This is a genomic window from Salinicola sp. CR57, assembly GCF_003206585.1.
In the GTDB taxonomy this organism is placed as follows: Bacteria; Pseudomonadota; Gammaproteobacteria; order Pseudomonadales; family Halomonadaceae; genus Salinicola; species Salinicola lusitanus.
This window is the reverse complement of record NZ_PZJL01000006.1, coordinates 298,950-314,702: the sequence shown is the minus strand read 5'-3', so window position 1 is coordinate 314,702 and position 15,753 is coordinate 298,950. Positions and strand designations below refer to the sequence as shown.

The 15,753-nt window shown below is 61.9% G+C and carries 12 protein-coding genes and 1 tRNA gene; 4 read left to right on the top strand and 9 right to left on the bottom strand.

The window, feature by feature from the left end; all coding sequences use genetic code 11:
• Positions 1 to 28: 28 nt before the first annotated feature.
• The 4 genes from thrS to cysQ all read right to left on the bottom strand — a co-directional run bounded on the left by thrS (position 29) and on the right by cysQ (position 4,895).
• A complete protein-coding gene (gene thrS, locus DOM56_RS11435) occupies positions 29 to 1,939 on the bottom strand; it encodes a threonine--tRNA ligase (protein ID WP_110708864.1) in 1,911 nt (636 codons plus the stop codon).
• Between the two features lie 298 nt (positions 1,940 to 2,237).
• A complete protein-coding gene (locus DOM56_RS11430) occupies positions 2,238 to 3,119 on the bottom strand; it encodes an OmpA family protein (RefSeq protein WP_110708863.1) in 882 nt (293 codons plus the stop codon).
• Positions 3,120 to 3,513: 394 nt separating this feature from the next.
• On the bottom strand, positions 3,514 to 3,996 hold the full coding sequence (locus DOM56_RS11425) for a DUF2489 domain-containing protein (protein ID WP_110708862.1): 483 nt from the start codon (positions 3,994 to 3,996) through the stop codon (positions 3,514 to 3,516).
• Positions 3,997 to 4,088: 92 nt separating this feature from the next.
• Positions 4,089 to 4,895, bottom strand: a complete 807-nt coding sequence (gene cysQ, locus DOM56_RS11420) for a 3'(2'),5'-bisphosphate nucleotidase CysQ (RefSeq protein ID WP_198655755.1) — start codon at positions 4,893 to 4,895, stop codon at positions 4,089 to 4,091.
• A gap of 184 nt (positions 4,896 to 5,079) precedes the next feature.
• On the opposite strand from cysQ, the gene DOM56_RS11415 reads away from it, so the two are divergent.
• Positions 5,080 to 6,534 carry a DASS family sodium-coupled anion symporter gene (locus DOM56_RS11415; RefSeq protein ID WP_110708860.1) on the top strand — a complete coding sequence of 485 codons (1,455 nt, stop codon included), beginning with the start codon at positions 5,080 to 5,082 and terminating at the stop codon, positions 6,532 to 6,534.
• A gap of 107 nt (positions 6,535 to 6,641) precedes the next feature.
• On the opposite strand, the gene DOM56_RS11410 is transcribed toward DOM56_RS11415, so the two are convergent.
• A tRNA-Pro gene (locus tag DOM56_RS11410) sits at positions 6,642 to 6,718 on the bottom strand.
• A gap of 266 nt (positions 6,719 to 6,984) precedes the next feature.
• Here DOM56_RS11410 and DOM56_RS11405 point away from each other — a divergent pair.
• The 3 genes from DOM56_RS11405 to DOM56_RS11395 all read left to right on the top strand — a co-directional run bounded on the left by DOM56_RS11405 (position 6,985) and on the right by DOM56_RS11395 (position 10,632).
• A complete protein-coding gene (locus tag DOM56_RS11405) occupies positions 6,985 to 7,353 on the top strand; it encodes a CidA/LrgA family protein (RefSeq protein WP_110708859.1) in 369 nt (122 codons plus the stop codon).
• Positions 7,350 to 8,078, top strand: a complete 729-nt coding sequence (locus tag DOM56_RS11400) for an LrgB family protein (protein WP_110708858.1) — start codon at positions 7,350 to 7,352, stop codon at positions 8,076 to 8,078. Before DOM56_RS11405 ends, DOM56_RS11400 begins: the two co-directional genes overlap by 4 nt.
• Before the next feature lie 163 nt (positions 8,079 to 8,241).
• Positions 8,242 to 10,632 carry a right-handed parallel beta-helix repeat-containing protein gene (locus tag DOM56_RS11395; RefSeq protein WP_157958219.1) on the top strand — a complete coding sequence of 797 codons (2,391 nt, stop codon included), beginning with the start codon at positions 8,242 to 8,244 and terminating at the stop codon, positions 10,630 to 10,632.
• A gap of 80 nt (positions 10,633 to 10,712) precedes the next feature.
• Here the strand turns inward: DOM56_RS11395 and DOM56_RS11390 are convergent, their stop codons facing one another.
• The 4 genes from DOM56_RS11390 to DOM56_RS11375 form a co-directional block, all read right to left on the bottom strand.
• Positions 10,713 to 10,913, bottom strand: coding sequence for a hypothetical protein (locus DOM56_RS11390; RefSeq protein ID WP_110708856.1), 201 nt, complete (start codon positions 10,911 to 10,913; stop codon positions 10,713 to 10,715).
• Between the two features lie 107 nt (positions 10,914 to 11,020).
• Positions 11,021 to 12,988 (bottom strand): acyltransferase family protein, encoded by a 1,968-nt coding sequence (locus DOM56_RS11385; RefSeq protein ID WP_157958218.1) that lies wholly within the window; start codon positions 12,986 to 12,988, stop codon positions 11,021 to 11,023.
• A gap of 122 nt (positions 12,989 to 13,110) precedes the next feature.
• On the bottom strand, positions 13,111 to 14,169 hold the full coding sequence (locus DOM56_RS11380) for an acyltransferase (protein WP_157958217.1): 1,059 nt from the start codon (positions 14,167 to 14,169) through the stop codon (positions 13,111 to 13,113).
• A gap of 134 nt (positions 14,170 to 14,303) precedes the next feature.
• Positions 14,304 to 15,665: an undecaprenyl-phosphate glucose phosphotransferase gene (locus DOM56_RS11375; RefSeq protein ID WP_110708853.1), complete on the bottom strand. Its 1,362-nt coding sequence runs from the start codon at positions 15,663 to 15,665 to the stop codon at positions 14,304 to 14,306.
• Positions 15,666 to 15,753: the final 88 nt, after the last annotated feature.

The following is a 15,753-nucleotide window of genomic DNA, read 5'->3' as shown; positions in this document are numbered from 1 at the left end:
ATCTCCGTTTGGCGATTAACGTTGCTGCTCAGTGCCTGTCCGGCTGGCCATCTCGCTGGAGCTGCGCCAGCAGCGCCTCCAACGATAGCGACCCAAGATCCTCACCGGACCGAGTACGCACTGCAACGGCACCCGATTCGACTTCCTTATCGCCGACAACCAGCAGATAAGGAATCTTCTGCAGCGTATGCTCGCGGATTTTAAAGCCGATCTTCTCATTCCTCAAGTCCGACTCGACTCGGAAACCCGCTTCACGCAAGCGTTTGGCGAGTTTTTCGGCATAATCACGCTGAGCATCCGTGATGTTGAGCACCACAGCCTGGACCGGAGAGAGCCACAAGGGCAAGGCCCCGGCGTAATGCTCGATCAAAATACCGACAAAACGCTCCATCGAGCCCACGATGGCACGATGCAGCATGACCGGCACCTGACGCGAGCCATCTTCGGCGACGTACTGCGCTCCCAGGCGACTCGGCATCATGAAGTCGACCTGCATGGTTCCAACCTGCCACTCACGTCCCAGGCAGTCCTTCATGTGGTATTCGATCTTCGGACCATAAAACGCGCCCTCGCCAGGCAGCTCCTGCCACTCGACATCGCAGTTGCTAAGCGCTGCGCGAAGTGCATCCTCCGCGCGATCCCACGTCTCGTCACTACCGAGGCGCTTGTCGGGACGCAGCGCGATCTTGACGGCGATATCCTCGAAGCCGAAGTCACCATAGACCTCGAGCGCCTGGCGATGAAAGGCAGTCACCTCGGGCTCGATCTGCCCCTCGGTACAAAAGACATGCCCATCGTCCTGAGTGAATGCTCGAACCCGCATGATACCGTGTAAGGCGCCCGAAGGCTCGTTGCGATGGCAGCCACCGAACTCACCATAGCGAATCGGCAACTCACGATAGCTGCGCAAGCCCGAATTGAACACCTGGACATGCCCAGGGCAGTTCATCGGCTTGAGCGCATACTCACGCTTTTCCGACTCTGTGAAGAACATGTTGTCGGCGTAGTTGTCCCAGTGGCCGGACTTTTTCCACAACGACACATCCATGATCTGGGGGCACTTGATCTCCTGATACCCGCTACGCTTGTAGACGCCTCGCATGTACTGCTCGACGACTTGCCAAAGCGTCCAACCGCGAGGGTGCCAGAAGACCATGCCTGGCGCCTCTTCCTGCATGTGAAAGAAGTCGAAACGCCGTGCCAGCTTGCGGTGATCGCGCTTTTCGGCCTCCTCCAGCCGCGTCAGGTACGACTTCAGCGCTTTCTTGTCACCCCAGGCCGTGCCATAGATTCTCGTCAACATGCGCTTCGATGCATCGCCACGCCAATAGGCACCGGCCAGTTTGGTCAGCTTGAACGCCTTGAGATGGCGAGTGTTCGGCACGTGGGGGCCGCGACACATGTCAATGTATTCCTGGTGATGATAGAGACGGATGGTCTCGTCCTCAGGAATACCCTCGACGATCTCCTGCTTGTAAGGCTCGTCTCGCGATACGAAGACCGACAGGGCTTCAGCGCGATCGACGTACTCTCGAACGACATCGTACTCCTGCTCGATGAGCGATTTCATCCGCGCCTCGATGGCCTCCAGGTCCTCGGAAGAGAGCGAGGTTGCAAAATCGATATCGTAGTAGAAACCGTCGTCGATCACCGGACCGATGGCCATTTTGGCGTCCGGATACAACTGCTTCACCGCATGCCCCAGCAGGTGGGCGCACGAGTGACGAATGATCGCGACCCCCTCTTCATCGCGGGCGGTCAGAATCGCCACCTCGGCGTCACGGTCAATGACGTCGGCGGCATCGACTTCAACGCCATCTATCTTTCCCGCGATGCACGCCTTGGCCAGCCCAGGGCCGATAGATTCGGCCAGCTGCATCACGGTAATGGGTTCTTCAAACGTTCTTTGGCTGCCGTCGGGCAGTGTCACAATAGGCATCAAAACATCCTTACGTTCAGTGGTGGTCCACACCAAAGACCACATGAACTCGATCGATCAACAGAACACCCCCTCCATGCGACAGGACCTGCATACGGGCAGGCCGACCGATACGCGAGGGAAGTGGATTGGCATCGCCCTTCGGCGGTTACGGGGAACCGTAGACTAGCAGCGGCAACGCCGCTTGACCATCCATGAACGGCCAGTCGCCCCTGGGGGCAACCATTTTGTTGCTACAAACATTGAGGGCGCCCGAAGGCGCCCTCAAAATCACGTCAGAAGCGTGTTGGGAAAAGACTTATTCCCACTCGCCCAGTTCGACGCGACGGTTCTGAGCACGACCTTCAGCGGTATCGTTGCTGGCGATCGGCTGCTCTTCACCGTAACCGATAGTGGTGATGTTACTGGCAGAGAAGCCCTTGTTGACCAAGTAGGCCTTGACGGAGTCCGCACGACGCTGCGACAGATCCTTGTTGTAGGCTGCAGGACCGACGGAGTCGGTGAAGCCTTCAAGGCGGATGCGCAGTTGGTCGTTGGACATCAGCTTCTCGGAGATGCCGTCCAGGATAGCTTCAGCGCTGGAGGTCAACTTGGCCGAATCGAACTCGAAGTTGACGTCACGCAGCACGAGGTCTTCCTCGCAGCCCAGCGAGTTGACTTCTGCGCCAGCCGGGGTGTTCGGGCACTGATCCTGGTAGTCCGGCACGCCGTCACCGTCAGAATCCAGCGGGCAACCCTGAGCGTTGACTTCTACGCCAGCCGGAGTTCCCGGGCACTGGTCCATGTAGTCCGGCACGCCGTCACCGTCGGTGTCGAGCGGACAGCCCACGGCGTCGACCGCTACGCCAGCCGGCGTGTTCGGGCACTGGTCGCGATCGTCGGGCACGCCGTCGCCATCGCTATCCATGACGTTCGAGGAATAGTCGGCACAAAGCAGTGCACCGGCAGTAGCACCGGCAACGCCACCAACTGCAGCACCGGTATCTTCGTCGGAATCGCTGCTGGTCGCGTAGCCGATGCCACCACCGATCAGGCCGCCGGCGATGCCGCAGACGAACGGGGACTGATACCAGGCCTGGTCTGACGAGCTACCGGTGGATTCCATACCGGAACTGGCACAACCAGAGAGACCGACTACCAGAGCGGAACCCAGTAGCAGGCCAGTCGTTGATTTTTTCATGTAAGACTCCTTCTTAACACAGCGCTAGTCGTAACGGGCGTTACCCAGCGGCTTCGAGTATAGAAGCCGAATTCGTCAAGAGAAAGGTGTTCCTTCCCCAACGACAAAGAAATCTCTCGGCGACCGTCATTCGCGTCGACTTGAGCAGTGGTCAATGTTCCCATTGTCCCTTTTCTTTGCAGCTCCGTAACAGCATTATCGATTCCAGCCCGAGATGCAAACCCGTGTCGGGAAACACTGTTCTTTTTTAGCATCATTTCCAAGATTGGCAAAGTGGATTAGCGAAAACTTCGCTTTTTAATCCCTATCCTTTCGCATCACGGGCGCATCACGCGCCTACTTCACTTTCGCGCCGTAACCGAATAACAACTGTCGGCGACCGAAGGCCCGGATCTCAGTTCGCGGCGCGGGAAGCGCCGTGTCCCGACCACTTGAGACAGAAAGCCTGCAGCGCCGCCGCCGCATGGTGAAGACTGCGCTCATGCCTGGCCGCAATGGCCTCACGCTCCTTGTCCTCCCGGTGGCGGTCTTTCGGCGACAGTTCGCGCCGGGCCTGATGGGTGTGCAGATGCTTCGCTTCGGCCTGGACTTCGCGGAATACTTTCCAGCCATCCCGCTCGGTCAAGCGATGATCGATGATATCGAGCAGCACTTTACAGCGTAACGCGCCCTCGACCATGTCCACCTGGCGTTCGAGCATGGCCTGAGACAGCGCCTGCAGGCTCTCGATGCAATTTCGATTGGCGCGCGCGACTTCCTCCTCCCGGCGCGCTTTGCGCCGCTCGACCTCACGCCAAAGTCGCCACGCATAAACGGACAGCGCAACGATGACGAGCATGGCCAGGAGTGAAAGCCCTACCGCAAGAGACAAGGACATGAGAGAGAAAGCCGCCTTCTGGTGATGTGGTCATCGAGGTTTCCGAGACACCGACGCCACGACGCTTTCGTGACGGCGCCCCAGGTTGTCAGTCAATCCGGCCAGACGTCCCGCCATACGCCGTCCAAGGAGGCGCAGGCCACGAAGGCCGGGTTCAGCAGGCTATCCCCGGCATTGTAGCGCAGCGCTCTCCAGGAGTGGCAATCGACAAGATGTCCGCCGGCGCCTTCCAGCACGGCCTGCGCCGCGGCAGTATCCCACTCGCTGGTTGGACCGAACCTAGGATAGAGATCGGCCAGGCCCTCCGCCACCCGGCAGCACTTGAGCGAGCTGCCCAGTTCCTCGACTTCGACATCGCCCAGTGACTCGATCAGACGCCGGGTGCTCGCCCCTCGGTGAAAACGGCTGACGACGAGACGCAAGGGGTTGTGTGAGCGGACCTGCAGTGACTCCCAAGCCCCGCCATCACTCGCCTGGTACCAGGCTCCTCGAGCCGGCTCACCGACCCATATCTCTCCGGTGCGCGGTTTCCCGACCACCCCCAGCACGGGAAGGTTGCTGTCGATCAGGGCCACATTGACGGAGTACTGGTCCGAGCCACGAATGAACTCCTTGGTGCCGTCCAGTGGATCGACCAGCCAGTAGGTGGACCATTCGCTACGCTCCGACCACGGAATGGATGCCGACTCCTCGGACAGGATAGGCCAGTCGCGAGAACCAATCGACGGTAGCCCCTCGACGAGCACTTGGTGAGCGGCCAGGTCGGCAGCCGTAACCGGGCTATCGTCCACCTTGCGCTGCGTGTCGAGGGCGCCATGTCCGACCGCTTCGATAGCGGCCCCGGCCTCCCTGACCAGGGCGACAAGAGGGTCAATCAAGGATTGCAGCGATAGGTTCATCAGTCAGCTCTTCTAACAAGGAGATCGATTGGCGATCGGGCCAGTCGATCGTCGTTTGCAAAGCGAATCACCATTATCACCCCGTCACCGAGTTAGACCAAAGACTAAGACCCGGCAGGCTCGGAGTTATCTACGTCTTAAGTAGAATGGAGATCACCCCGCCTATGGACAAGGAATTCACACGATGACGGAAGCATCCGATCAATCATCCGAAGCGCCTTCGATGGCCGCCCGGATCGGCCTGGTTCTCGGCCCGCTCTGGGTCTTCGCGACACAGCTGCTGCCAGCCCCCGCCGGTATGGAGCCGGCAGCCTGGCATTGCGTGGGCCTGGCACTGCTGCTGGCGACCTGGTGGGCGACCGAGGCGATCCCGATTCCAGCGACTTCGCTACTCCCCATCCCGCTGGCTCCCGCGCTCGGCATCGCCGATCTCAAGGGAACCGCCGCCAGCTATGCCAACCCAACCATCTTTCTGTTTCTCGGCGGCTTCCTGCTGGGGATCGCCATGCAGCGATGGAACCTGCACCGTCGAATTGCGTTGCGCATTCTTGACGTCGTCGGCCAGAAACCCAGGCAGCAGATCGCCGGCTTCATGCTGGCCACCGGGTTCATCAGCATGTGGGTTTCCAATACCGCGACCGCCATCATGATGCTGCCCATCGGCATGTCGGTGGTTTCCCTTTTCGCCAACGCGGAATCGGAAGACGTGAAACGATACGCCACCGCCCTGCTACTGGCCATCGCCTACTCCGCCAGCATTGGCGGCATCGCGACGCTCATCGGCACCCCGCCCAATGCCATACTCGCGGGCTATCTGTCCAGCGAGCAGGATATCGAGCTTGGATTCGCGCAATGGATGGTGATCGGCCTTCCAGTCAGCGTGGTAATGATGGCGGTAGCCTGGTGGTGGCTGACCCGGGGCGGCTTCAAACTCAAGCTCGATGATGACAACGGCGACGTCATTGGCGACGAACTGGCCAAGCTCGGCGAGATGAAACCGGCCGAAAAACGCGTCGGCATCGTCTTTCTCCTGGCCGCGCTGGCCTGGGTCACGCGACCGCTACTCAACGACTGGGGCGTCGAATGGCTCTCGGACACTTCGGTCGCACTGCTGGCCGGTGTCGGGTTGTTCCTGATCCCGAGCGGCAGTGAGCGGCATCGTCCGCTACTGCTGTGGGAGGACGCCCGGGATCTCCCGTGGGGAATTCTGCTGCTGTTCGGCGGGGGCCTCGCCCTGGCCAGTTCGATCAGCAGTTCCGGCCTGGCGGACTGGATTGCCAATCAACTCACCGTCTTCGGCAACTTGCCGCTTCTTCTTCTGATCGGGGTGATCACGCTGGTGATCATCTTCCTTACCGAACTGACGTCGAACACGGCAACGGCCGCTGCGTTCCTGCCGCTGCTCGGCGCCCTGGCGATATCACTGGGGGTCGATCCCCTGCTGATTACGGTGCCGGCCGCCATCGCCGCCAGCTGTGCCTTCATGATGCCGGTGGCCACCCCACCCAACGCCATCGTGTTCGCCACGGGCCGAATGACGATCCAATCGATGATCCGTGCCGGCTTCTTCCTGAACGTCGCAGGGACCGTGGTGGTCACCCTGATCTGCCTGGGATTGATCGAGCTGGTCTGGCTATAGACGCACCGAAGCCGGCATCATGGCCCCACTGCGGTGCCGGCTCCCCCAGCAAAGCGAGGCAACAAAAAAGGCCGCCAGAGATTCCCCGGCGGCCTTTTCGTCGTATCTGGTCGGAGCGACAGGATTCGAACCTGCGACCTCTGCAACCCCATTGCAGCGCGCTACCAAGCTGCGCCACGCTCCGATTTCGACAGGGCCACCAGCGGCGGTCCCCGTGAAACGCAGCGTATACTACCTTGCGTCCCCGCAAATGAAAAGCGCTTCTTAAGGCTTTTTTTTCAATCGGTTGCGAAAACCTTCTCGACACAAGCCAGGCGCGGCAGCAAGGCCATCGCGGGGGCTGTGATACGCGCCTGGCGGGATGGAGGCGCTGAGCGTAGGCCTCGTCTCCATGGCCAGCCATGGGTACAATTCGCCGATATCGAGACCAAAGTCTAACAAGGTGGCGTCATGTCGTTGATCATCGGTATGTGCATTCTGCTCGGCTGCCAGTTCCTGGGGGAAGTCATCAGCCGAGCACTCTCCCTGCCCGTTCCCGGGCCGGTCCTGGGCATGCTGGTGCTGTTGATCGGCCTGCTGATCCGCGGCAGCGTTCCCGCCAGCCTGAGGGTGATGGGCGAAGGCCTGCTCAAGTACCTCACGCTGCTGTTCGTGCCTGCCGGTGTCGGCTTGATCCAGCACTTCGGCCTGATCCGCCAGGAGATCTGGATTCTGATTGCCACCCTGATCGCCTCGACCTCGGTGACGATCCTCGTGACCAGCCAGATCCTCCAGCGCACCGCCCGCCATCGCCAACCCGCCAAGGAGAACGAGGCATGAACGCTCTCGGGCTCGAGCAGATATGGGTCTATCTCTCCGCCTCCCCCCTGCTGCACCTCTTCGCCACGCTGCTGGCCTTCATTCTCGCCACCTATATCAACCGCTGGGCAGGCGGCACCCCGCTGCTGCACCCCGTCATCGTCACCATCGCGCTGCTGATCGGCTTTCTGCTGTTCACCGGCACGGACTACGCCACCTACTTCCAGGGCGCGCAGTTTCTGCATTTCCTGCTGGGGCCGGCCACCGTGGCCCTGGCCATTCCGCTCTACGACCATCGGGAGCGAGTGCGCCGAATGCTCCGGCCCATCGTCATCGGCACGATCACCGGCGTGGCCACGGCGGTGATCTCCGCCGTGGGGGTCGCCATGGCCCTGGGTGCCAACACCGAAACGGTACTCTCGCTGGCACCGAAATCGGTCACCTCACCGATCGCCATGGGTATCGCCGAGAAACTGGGGGGCATTCCGTCACTGACCGCGGGGCTCGTCCTCATCACCGGCGTCATCGGCTGCATCGTCGGCCCCTGGATCTTTCGCCTGACCCGCATTACCGATCCCACGATTCAGGGATATTCCATGGGGCTGGCGGCCCACGGCTTCGGCACGGCCTACTGCTTTGCCTCGGTGGGCGCGGTTGCCGGCGCGTTCTCCGGCCTGGCGATGGGGGTCTCTGGATTGACCACCGCGTTCCTGCTGCCTCCGCTGGTCCATCTGCTCGGGCTCTGATCCACCCCGTCGAACCGGCCTTCCCTGGTTCGTCGGCCAGCGCCTTTCCGGAGACTTACCCGATACCTCATCCCTCTTACAAAAGAACAACGCTTCGCTAAGGCGTTGCCCACGTCGAGCCCGGATAATGCGACTAACGGATTAGGCTTAGGTGCACGACGATATGGAATTGAAGACCTTCTTTGCCCAAGGTACCGACGGCCGAGTCATCCCCCACGCCCGGGTTACTGTCTATTCCCTCGAGGATGGCGATCCGCTGGCGACGCTCCGCGACGCTGCTGGCGACCCGCTCGACAACCCCTTCTCCGCGGGTGACGACGGCCAGATCCAGTTCGCGGCGCCCAACGGACACTATCGAATCGAGGTTCGGAGTGAAGACAGCCACCAGCGCCTGAACACGCAGTTCTTCGATCAGGGAGAGGTTCACTCCGCCTCTGGCCAACAGTCCCTGACCGAGGCGCTCGATCAGCGCCTGCTGGCCATCGACTCGGTCGACACCCTCAGGCGCTGGCCCGCACATCGCGTACCCGACGGTTGCGCGGTCATCTGCCGCCGGTTCCACCACGACCTGGCCGACGAGGTCGATGTCGAGCTGAAACGTTGCGTGGCCCGGGACGACCCGTCACGCGCCGGTCAACGAGCCTGGCTGGCTGGCGATGCCGAGCGCGACGAGCGCGACGAGCGCGACGAGCGCGCCGGTCATCACCATTTCACGCTGTGGGCGGATGATGGCGCGGCGTATCAGCATTGCAGTCACGACGTCCATCTGCTCAAGGTGGGATTCCGCGCCGATTACGGCCTCGGTGATGATGGTCGCGCCGGCACGGACGAATCGGCCTGGCTTCAGGAAACCCTCGACAAGACGCCCTACCGCACCAAGTACCTGCCCAGCCTGCCCGCAGGTCGCGGTCTCTACGTCGGCAAGCAGCGGATTCGGCTCTGTTCCGGCACGCGCATCATCGGCGATGGCGCGCTCGCCAACAGTCGCATCGTCAGCGACTACGTCGGCGCCTCTTTTCGCGACGGCCTGTTCTGGCTGCGCGAACCCCATGTGGTGGCGGCCTGGGCCGAGGGGCGCCCCGCCGGCGATGTCGACCTCGGCTTCAGCCACGACATCGAGCTGCGGGGGCTGACCTTCGAGGCCAGCGACTTCGCCAGCGCCGCGGCCACCCTGGTCTGCGTGCGCGGCGTCGACTACCACGACAATCATCACGTCCGCTGCGGCGGCATCAAGTTCTTCCACGAACTGGAGCTCAACCGCCGCTATTCGCTGGCGCGCGAGGACGATCCCACCACCGACAACGCCGTCATCGCGGGTTTCGATCCCGACACCCCGGACGATCTCAACCAGGGCATTCGCATCAGCCATCTCACCGGGGGCGCCGATCGTTACAGCTATACCCCTGGAGACGGCAAGGCAGCCGTGGCCGTGCGGCTCAACTTCGTGAGCGACTTCAGCATCGCCCATGTGCGCATGGACTACTGCAACATTTCCGGCTGGGGAGGATCGGCCAGGCCCGGCAAGGGAGGCGAACTACGCTGGATGCGACGCCTGCGCGACGGCTACATCAGCGACGTCCATTGCACTCGCTCCAACGGCGCGATCTATTTCAACAACGCCCACAACGTCAAGATATTCGGCTGCAGCGCCCGGGATGTGAGTGATACAGCGTTCGATTTCGAAGGCTGCACCTACTGCCTGTTCGATGGCATCCATTCGGTCAATGCTGGCAATTTCGGCATCTCGATCTTCTACGCGACCCGCGGCAATGTGATCAAGAACTTCCATGCGCGGCAGACCGCCGAAGCGGCACGGCTGCGCGAACGCTACGCGACGAAGCGTTTCAAGCCGGGGCTGGGGAAGACGCTATTCAGGCGCCTGGCGGGATTCGAGGATCCGGATTTCGAACAGGATGTGGTGCTGGATACCGGATCTTTCGTCTACGAGGGGGAAGGCTTTGGCCTGGTGGCGGTCGACTCCTGGGTCAACGTCACCTACCGCAACGTCAATCACCATAACGTCGTGATGGATCTGCGCGCGCACAGCAACGCGCGGGAACAGTGCCTGCAGGAGAACCGCTTCACATTCACCAAACCGGCGTCGGACGGCGACACCCTCGTCGCCATCGGCCCCAACGGGGCAAGTTACGCCCGCTGGCAAGGCGGGGTCATCGAATCGACGGTCGAACAACCGCCGGGAGTGATACCGCTGTTGGCTCAGGCGCGCGCCTACGGGGGCGTGACCATCGTCGACATCATCGAGTGTCGAATCGACGTGCCCGGCGTCGACACCTCGATCCTGATCGGCGACGCCCGCCGCTCGGGCCGCTCGCCCGGCCACGCCTTCCGCCTCCACGGCAACCTGGTGACAGCCGGGAGTCGGCTGGTGGCACTGAATATCAACCAGCGATCCGGTGGCGCGGCGCTCCAGTGGGAAGCCCTGAACAACCGGGACCTGAGCTTTTCTCCCGTCGACGTCGAGACCGACCAGAACGAGGGCATCGAACGCTATCGCGGGCTACGCGTTGGTCTCAAGGCGACTCGCCCGCGCTGAGCCGGGCCTCGGTAGCGTCGCCACGCTCGCGAACGGTTTCTCTTCAGCCCGGCCCACTTGCCACCTTTCGAGATGTCGGGCTAGCCCAGCACGATAAGTCCCTCCGCCTGACGCAGACGGATCGCCCCCTGGGGCGGGGTTTCCTGAATCCGCCCTGCCGGGGCCGGTAACCTCGACGATGACTTGGATGATCGCTGGCTGGCTCCCATGGTCAGGGACGGCATGGCGATGATGGCCAGGCCGCCAAGTCCCGCGGCCAGCACTTGACGTCGGCTCGGCATGACACACTCTCCTGCGGCTGATGGGATCGATGAGGGGGCGTGCACTGTGGAGCTCGGGCACGAGGGCGGCTCGCCAGCACCGGATGACCCGCCGGTGCTCAGGTGTTTCAGCGCCCTCGAGGAGAGTCGTCGAATGTCGACTCCGCCCGATGCAGCGCCGCGATGATGCGATCTGCCGCCAGATGGGAGAACGTGTTGGTAATGTGATGATCGTCGCGGTAGACCAATACGTTGTCCCGCAGCGGCGAGCAGCGCTGGTCGTCGCAGAAGAGATCGCTCAGGTCAGCGAACTGAACGTTCGGCAGGTGAACCTCGCCGGTGGGCGATTGCGCCTTCAATACCGAGCGCCTGGGGATGGAACACGTCACGCTCGGATTATCCTGGAGGTCGACGCACTTGGGCACGTCGAAGCCGTACCAAGGGTTGTCGCGAATCGCGAGCACGTCGATGTCGTCGTCGGCCAACCGCTGCCAGACTTGCCGGTATCCCTTTGGCACGCGCTCCTTTGCCCCCTGCCCCCGAGTCGCCGTGGTGAATACCAGGTCGGGTTTCAACTCGCCGAGGCGCTCGAGTGCCTCGCGATTCCATGCCAGACAGGAAGGGTTGACCTGATAGCGGGCATGCGGATCGGTCGATAGCATGCACGCGCCCTTGGTCATCGAGATCAACCGGAACGCCTCACGCTCCGCTGCGACCTTCAGCGCCGCCAACCAGTGCTGGGCGTGGGAGCCGCCCGCGAGCACGACCGTATAGTCCGCTTTCGGATCGCCATAGGTACACTCCCGGACCTCGGGCTGCAGATAGTTCTGATGGCAACCATCGAACGAGGAAGCGGGCAGATCCAGGCTGGCGATCAGAGTCGACGGCTGGAGATCGTGATCGGGAACGTCGGGCGCGCGCAGGAAGGTCGCGAGTTCCGATCTGGCTGCCGCGCTACGTCCTTGATAGTCCTGATACCAAATTGCCAACGAGGCAAGCGGAAACGCCATCAACAGCACGCAGGCGCCATAGGTATGAATTCGCCGGCGAGACAGCAGCGGCGAACGCCGCACCGGCGTCTCGAGGCCCCACGTGGTCAGGAAGGCGAGCACGCCGGCCCCGCCGATGATTGCCAGCCCCGGGAGGAGGCCGACATCGAACGCTCCGGTGACATAGCGATAGAACGAGAGCAGCGGCCAGTGCCAGAGATAGAACGAAAACGACATGTCACCGAACCAGACGACGAATCGGTTGTTCAGCAACCGCATGTCGCATCGATTCCGCGCCGCGATGACGATTCCGATCGCGGCAAGCACCGGCACCAGGGCAACGACGCCGGGGAACAGGGTCGAAACGTCGAGAAATAGGGCGAAGGTCGTCAGCACGACCAGCGAGATCCAGCCCAGGATCTTCGCAGCAGGCGGTGACAGCGAGACCCGCGACACCCCGAGCGCGAGCAGCCCGCCGAGGGCGAATTCCCAGGCCCGGGCAAAGGTGTCGAAATAGGCCCAGGATTGATTCTTCTCGGTAATGTAGATGCTGTAGCAGAGCGACAGGACGGTGATCGCCAGCAGCAACAGCACGCAGGCGTGGTTGTCCCGACGCCCCCGGCGTGCATCTAGCTTCAACCCTGCCCAGAGCAGCAGCGGAAACGCGAAATAGAACTGCACCTGAACCGCCAGTGCCCACAGCTGCTGAAACGGCGACGGCGGTGCCCCCTGCTGGAGATAGTCGGTGGCGGTCAACGCCAGCGACCAGTTCTCCAGAAACAGCATCGATGCCATCGCATGCTTGATCTGGTTGCGCCACATCGAGTCCGGCATCAACCACATCGACAGCAGAATCGTCGTGCATACCACCAGCGCCGCGCTCGGCAGCAGCCGCCGTAGTGTCTTGCCGTAGTAATCCAGCACGTCGGCCAACGACAGCGGCGCCCGACGTGTCAGCGATCCCACGACGAAGAAGGCGGCAACCACGAAGAAGACGTCGACGCCGCCCGAGACGCGTTGAATCCAGATGTGATAGACGGCGACCATCAGGGCCGCGACGGCCCGCAACCCCTGAATCTCGTAGAGATACTTACGTTCCTTGCCCAACGAATGGCTCCTTTCCATTCCCTAAGTACTTCCCCGCGGGACGGCAATCGTCCGGCGGGAAGCGCTATCCAAGCCCACGCCGATGATAGAGAGCCTCTCGATCACCCCCTGGCCAAGGAGCGTCAGGCCCGGCTCTCGACCCGGACCTGACGCCCCTTCAGGTTGTAGGCGAACAGGAATCTGACCGCGGCCCAGCGCTGAGACATCCGCGCCAGGACACAGCAGCAGACAAAGGTCACGGCGAAGAGCAGCGCGAACACCAGGTTGGCATTCGAGTCGGGCATCGCTTTCGACAGGACCGTGACGACCACCAGGATGATCGGCATGTGGGCCACGAAAAGTACGATCGACTGGCGTCCGCACCACTGCAGCAGCGTTGTGCAACGCTGCACCCAACCGAGCATGGCGAGACGCGCCAGCGGCACAAGCGATGCCAGGGAGATCAGCAGATAGACCGGTGAGAACGGATGGAGCGGCAGCAGGTAGCCCGCCAGGCAGATCGCCACCAGCAGCCAGACCACCATCGGATTCAGCCGCGCGAGACCCTCGGCGAATCTGCTCAGGTTTTCGCCCAGCCAGCCGCCGAGCATGAAGAAGACCGCATAGAAGACGATCTTGGTCGGTAGCGTCGGCACCATCCGGCCGTCGTCGTCCGGCACCAGCAGCCAGTCCGGCGCCAGGTGCTGTGCCAGATAGAAATAGAGCAGATAGCCGAACAACGTCACCGCGACCGCGCCCTTGGCACTCAACTTGAACAGGAAGAAAGCGAGGATGTAGTAGATGAAGAGGCAGTACAGGAACCAGAGATAGTTGTAGGGCAGGATCAGCAGCGGAAACAGCTCATCCGGCATGGGTTCGTTCATCAGCACCCAGCGCAGCGAATAGAGCACGAAGGCGACCAGGGTCCACACCACGTAGGGGTGGGCGATGTTCTTCAGCTTTCCGGTGAAGAACCGGCGCGGCCCCTTCTGGAGCGACCGCGCCACCATCAGTCCTGACAGGAACATCAGCACCGGCATCCTGAACGGCGCCAGGTATTCCGACATCAGCGGGAGCCAGGACCAGAGTCCGTCATAGCGAATCGAAATCCCGTACTGGGAGTGAAGCACGATCACGAGGACCACCGCCGTCCCTCTGACGAGGTCGATCCATCGATAGCGTGCTGCCGTCGTCTGTTCCACGAGAGCTTTCCTTGGGCATTGGGTTGAAGCGCGCCACACCTGCCCCGCCGACGTCGTAGCGGATGAAGGCAGCGGTGGGATCGCGATTGATGTAGGAGATCTGCGGCCGCCGGCGGCGGCCGGACACAGGGGGATCAGTAAGCGTTGTTGCCGGTGAAGCCCTTGAAGACCGTCAGGAAGATGATCTTGAGGTCCAGCAGCAGGGACCAGTTATTGATGTACCAGAGGTCGTGCTCGACACGGTGCTGCATCTTGTCCAGCGTATCGGTTTCGCCACGGAAACCTCGAACCTGGGCCCAGCCGGTAATTCCCGGTTTCACCATGTGCCGCTGCATGTACGACTCGACCAGATCCTTGTAGTACTCGTTGTGCGCCAGGGCGTGGGGCCGCGGGCCGACGATCGACATGCGTCCCTGAATCACGTTGATGAACTGCGGCAACTCATCCAGCGACGTACGGCGCAGAAACGCGCCGACCCGCGTGATTCGAGGATCCCGCCGCGTCGCCTGGGCGACCTGGCCGTTCTCCTCCTGATGCAGTTTCATCGAGCGAAACTTGTAGACCTGAACGTCCTGGCCATTGGCGCCGGTACGCAGCTGCTTGAACAGTACCGGGCCGGGGGAGGAAAACTTGACGGCGATGGCGCAAGCCGCGCAGACCGGCGCGATCAGCAGCAGGATCAGCCCGCCGATGACGATATCCTCGAGCCGCTTGACCCATAGTGCACTGCCGGCAATCGGGCTGACGCTCAGATCGATGGCATGGGTGCCGGCGATATGGCTGACGCGATGGTTGAGCAGCGGGATGTCGGCAAAATGAGGGATGAAGCGAATCTCCAACGGCAGGTGGCGAAGGTTGTACATGATCGCCTTGACATGCTCGCCCTCGGAGACCGACAGACAGATCCACACCTCATGGGCACCCGACTTCTCCACCCGGCGAGCCAGGTTGCGTGGCGCCTTCTCCGCCCGCAGCACACGACCGCGGCAGACACCGGCGATCGCATACCCCTGCTCCTGATGCCGACGCAACGAACGCGCCACATCGAGGAGGTTCGCCTCAGGCCCGACCAGGAACACCTTGCGTCGATTGCGAATGCTGCCGTTGTGGTACATCGTCAGCATCATCAGCAGCGCCCGGGAGGCGGCGACCAGGCAGAACGACAGCATGAAGGTGAACACCAGCCACTGGCGGGAGACCTCGTCCGACAGCTTGAGCAGGAACATCAGGATGCTTACTGCCGCGAATACCGCGGCCCATACCCATAGCAGCCGATAGATTCGGCTGCGCAGCCGGGTGGAACGCCACTTGCTGTAACCGCCACCGGACAGGTTGATCAGCACGACAGCCAGCGCCATCACGATCAGGACCAGCTTATTGACGCTCTCCAGCTGCGTCGTCTGGAACCGGATCCCGTTGGCGAGAATCCCCGCCAGCAGAATCGCCATGACGTCGATCAACGGTGCCAACCGCCTGACAGGATTCAGACTCTTCATATTCGTTCTCCCGATACCATCCTGATGACCCTTGACATAGCTGTTGTTGAAAACGGTTGCCGGAACTCATCCTTGAAGGTCATTTCAC

Bases quoted from the DNA above. Each gene is read 5' to 3' on its own strand.
- DOM56_RS11415 (WP_110708860.1), top strand. From the start codon at position 5,080: ATGACGGAAGCATCCGATCAATCATCCGAAGCGCCTTCGATGGCCGCC.
- DOM56_RS11405 (WP_110708859.1), top strand. From the start codon at position 6,985: ATGTCGTTGATCATCGGTATGTGCATTCTGCTCGGCTGCCAGTTCCTG.
- DOM56_RS11430 (WP_110708863.1), bottom strand. From the start codon at position 3,119: ATGAAAAAATCAACGACTGGCCTGCTACTGGGTTCCGCTCTGGTAGTC.
- DOM56_RS11400 (WP_110708858.1), top strand. From the start codon at position 7,350: ATGAACGCTCTCGGGCTCGAGCAGATATGGGTCTATCTCTCCGCCTCC.
- DOM56_RS11425 (WP_110708862.1), bottom strand. From the start codon at position 3,996: ATGTCCTTGTCTCTTGCGGTAGGGCTTTCACTCCTGGCCATGCTCGTC.
- DOM56_RS11395 (WP_157958219.1), top strand. From the start codon at position 8,242: ATGGAATTGAAGACCTTCTTTGCCCAAGGTACCGACGGCCGAGTCATC.
- DOM56_RS11390 (WP_110708856.1), bottom strand. From the start codon at position 10,913: ATGCCGAGCCGACGTCAAGTGCTGGCCGCGGGACTTGGCGGCCTGGCC.
- DOM56_RS11375 (WP_110708853.1), bottom strand. From the start codon at position 15,665: ATGAAGAGTCTGAATCCTGTCAGGCGGTTGGCACCGTTGATCGACGTC.
- cysQ (WP_198655755.1), bottom strand. From the start codon at position 4,895: ATGAACCTATCGCTGCAATCCTTGATTGACCCTCTTGTCGCCCTGGTC.
- thrS (WP_110708864.1), bottom strand. From the start codon at position 1,939: ATGCCTATTGTGACACTGCCCGACGGCAGCCAAAGAACGTTTGAAGAA.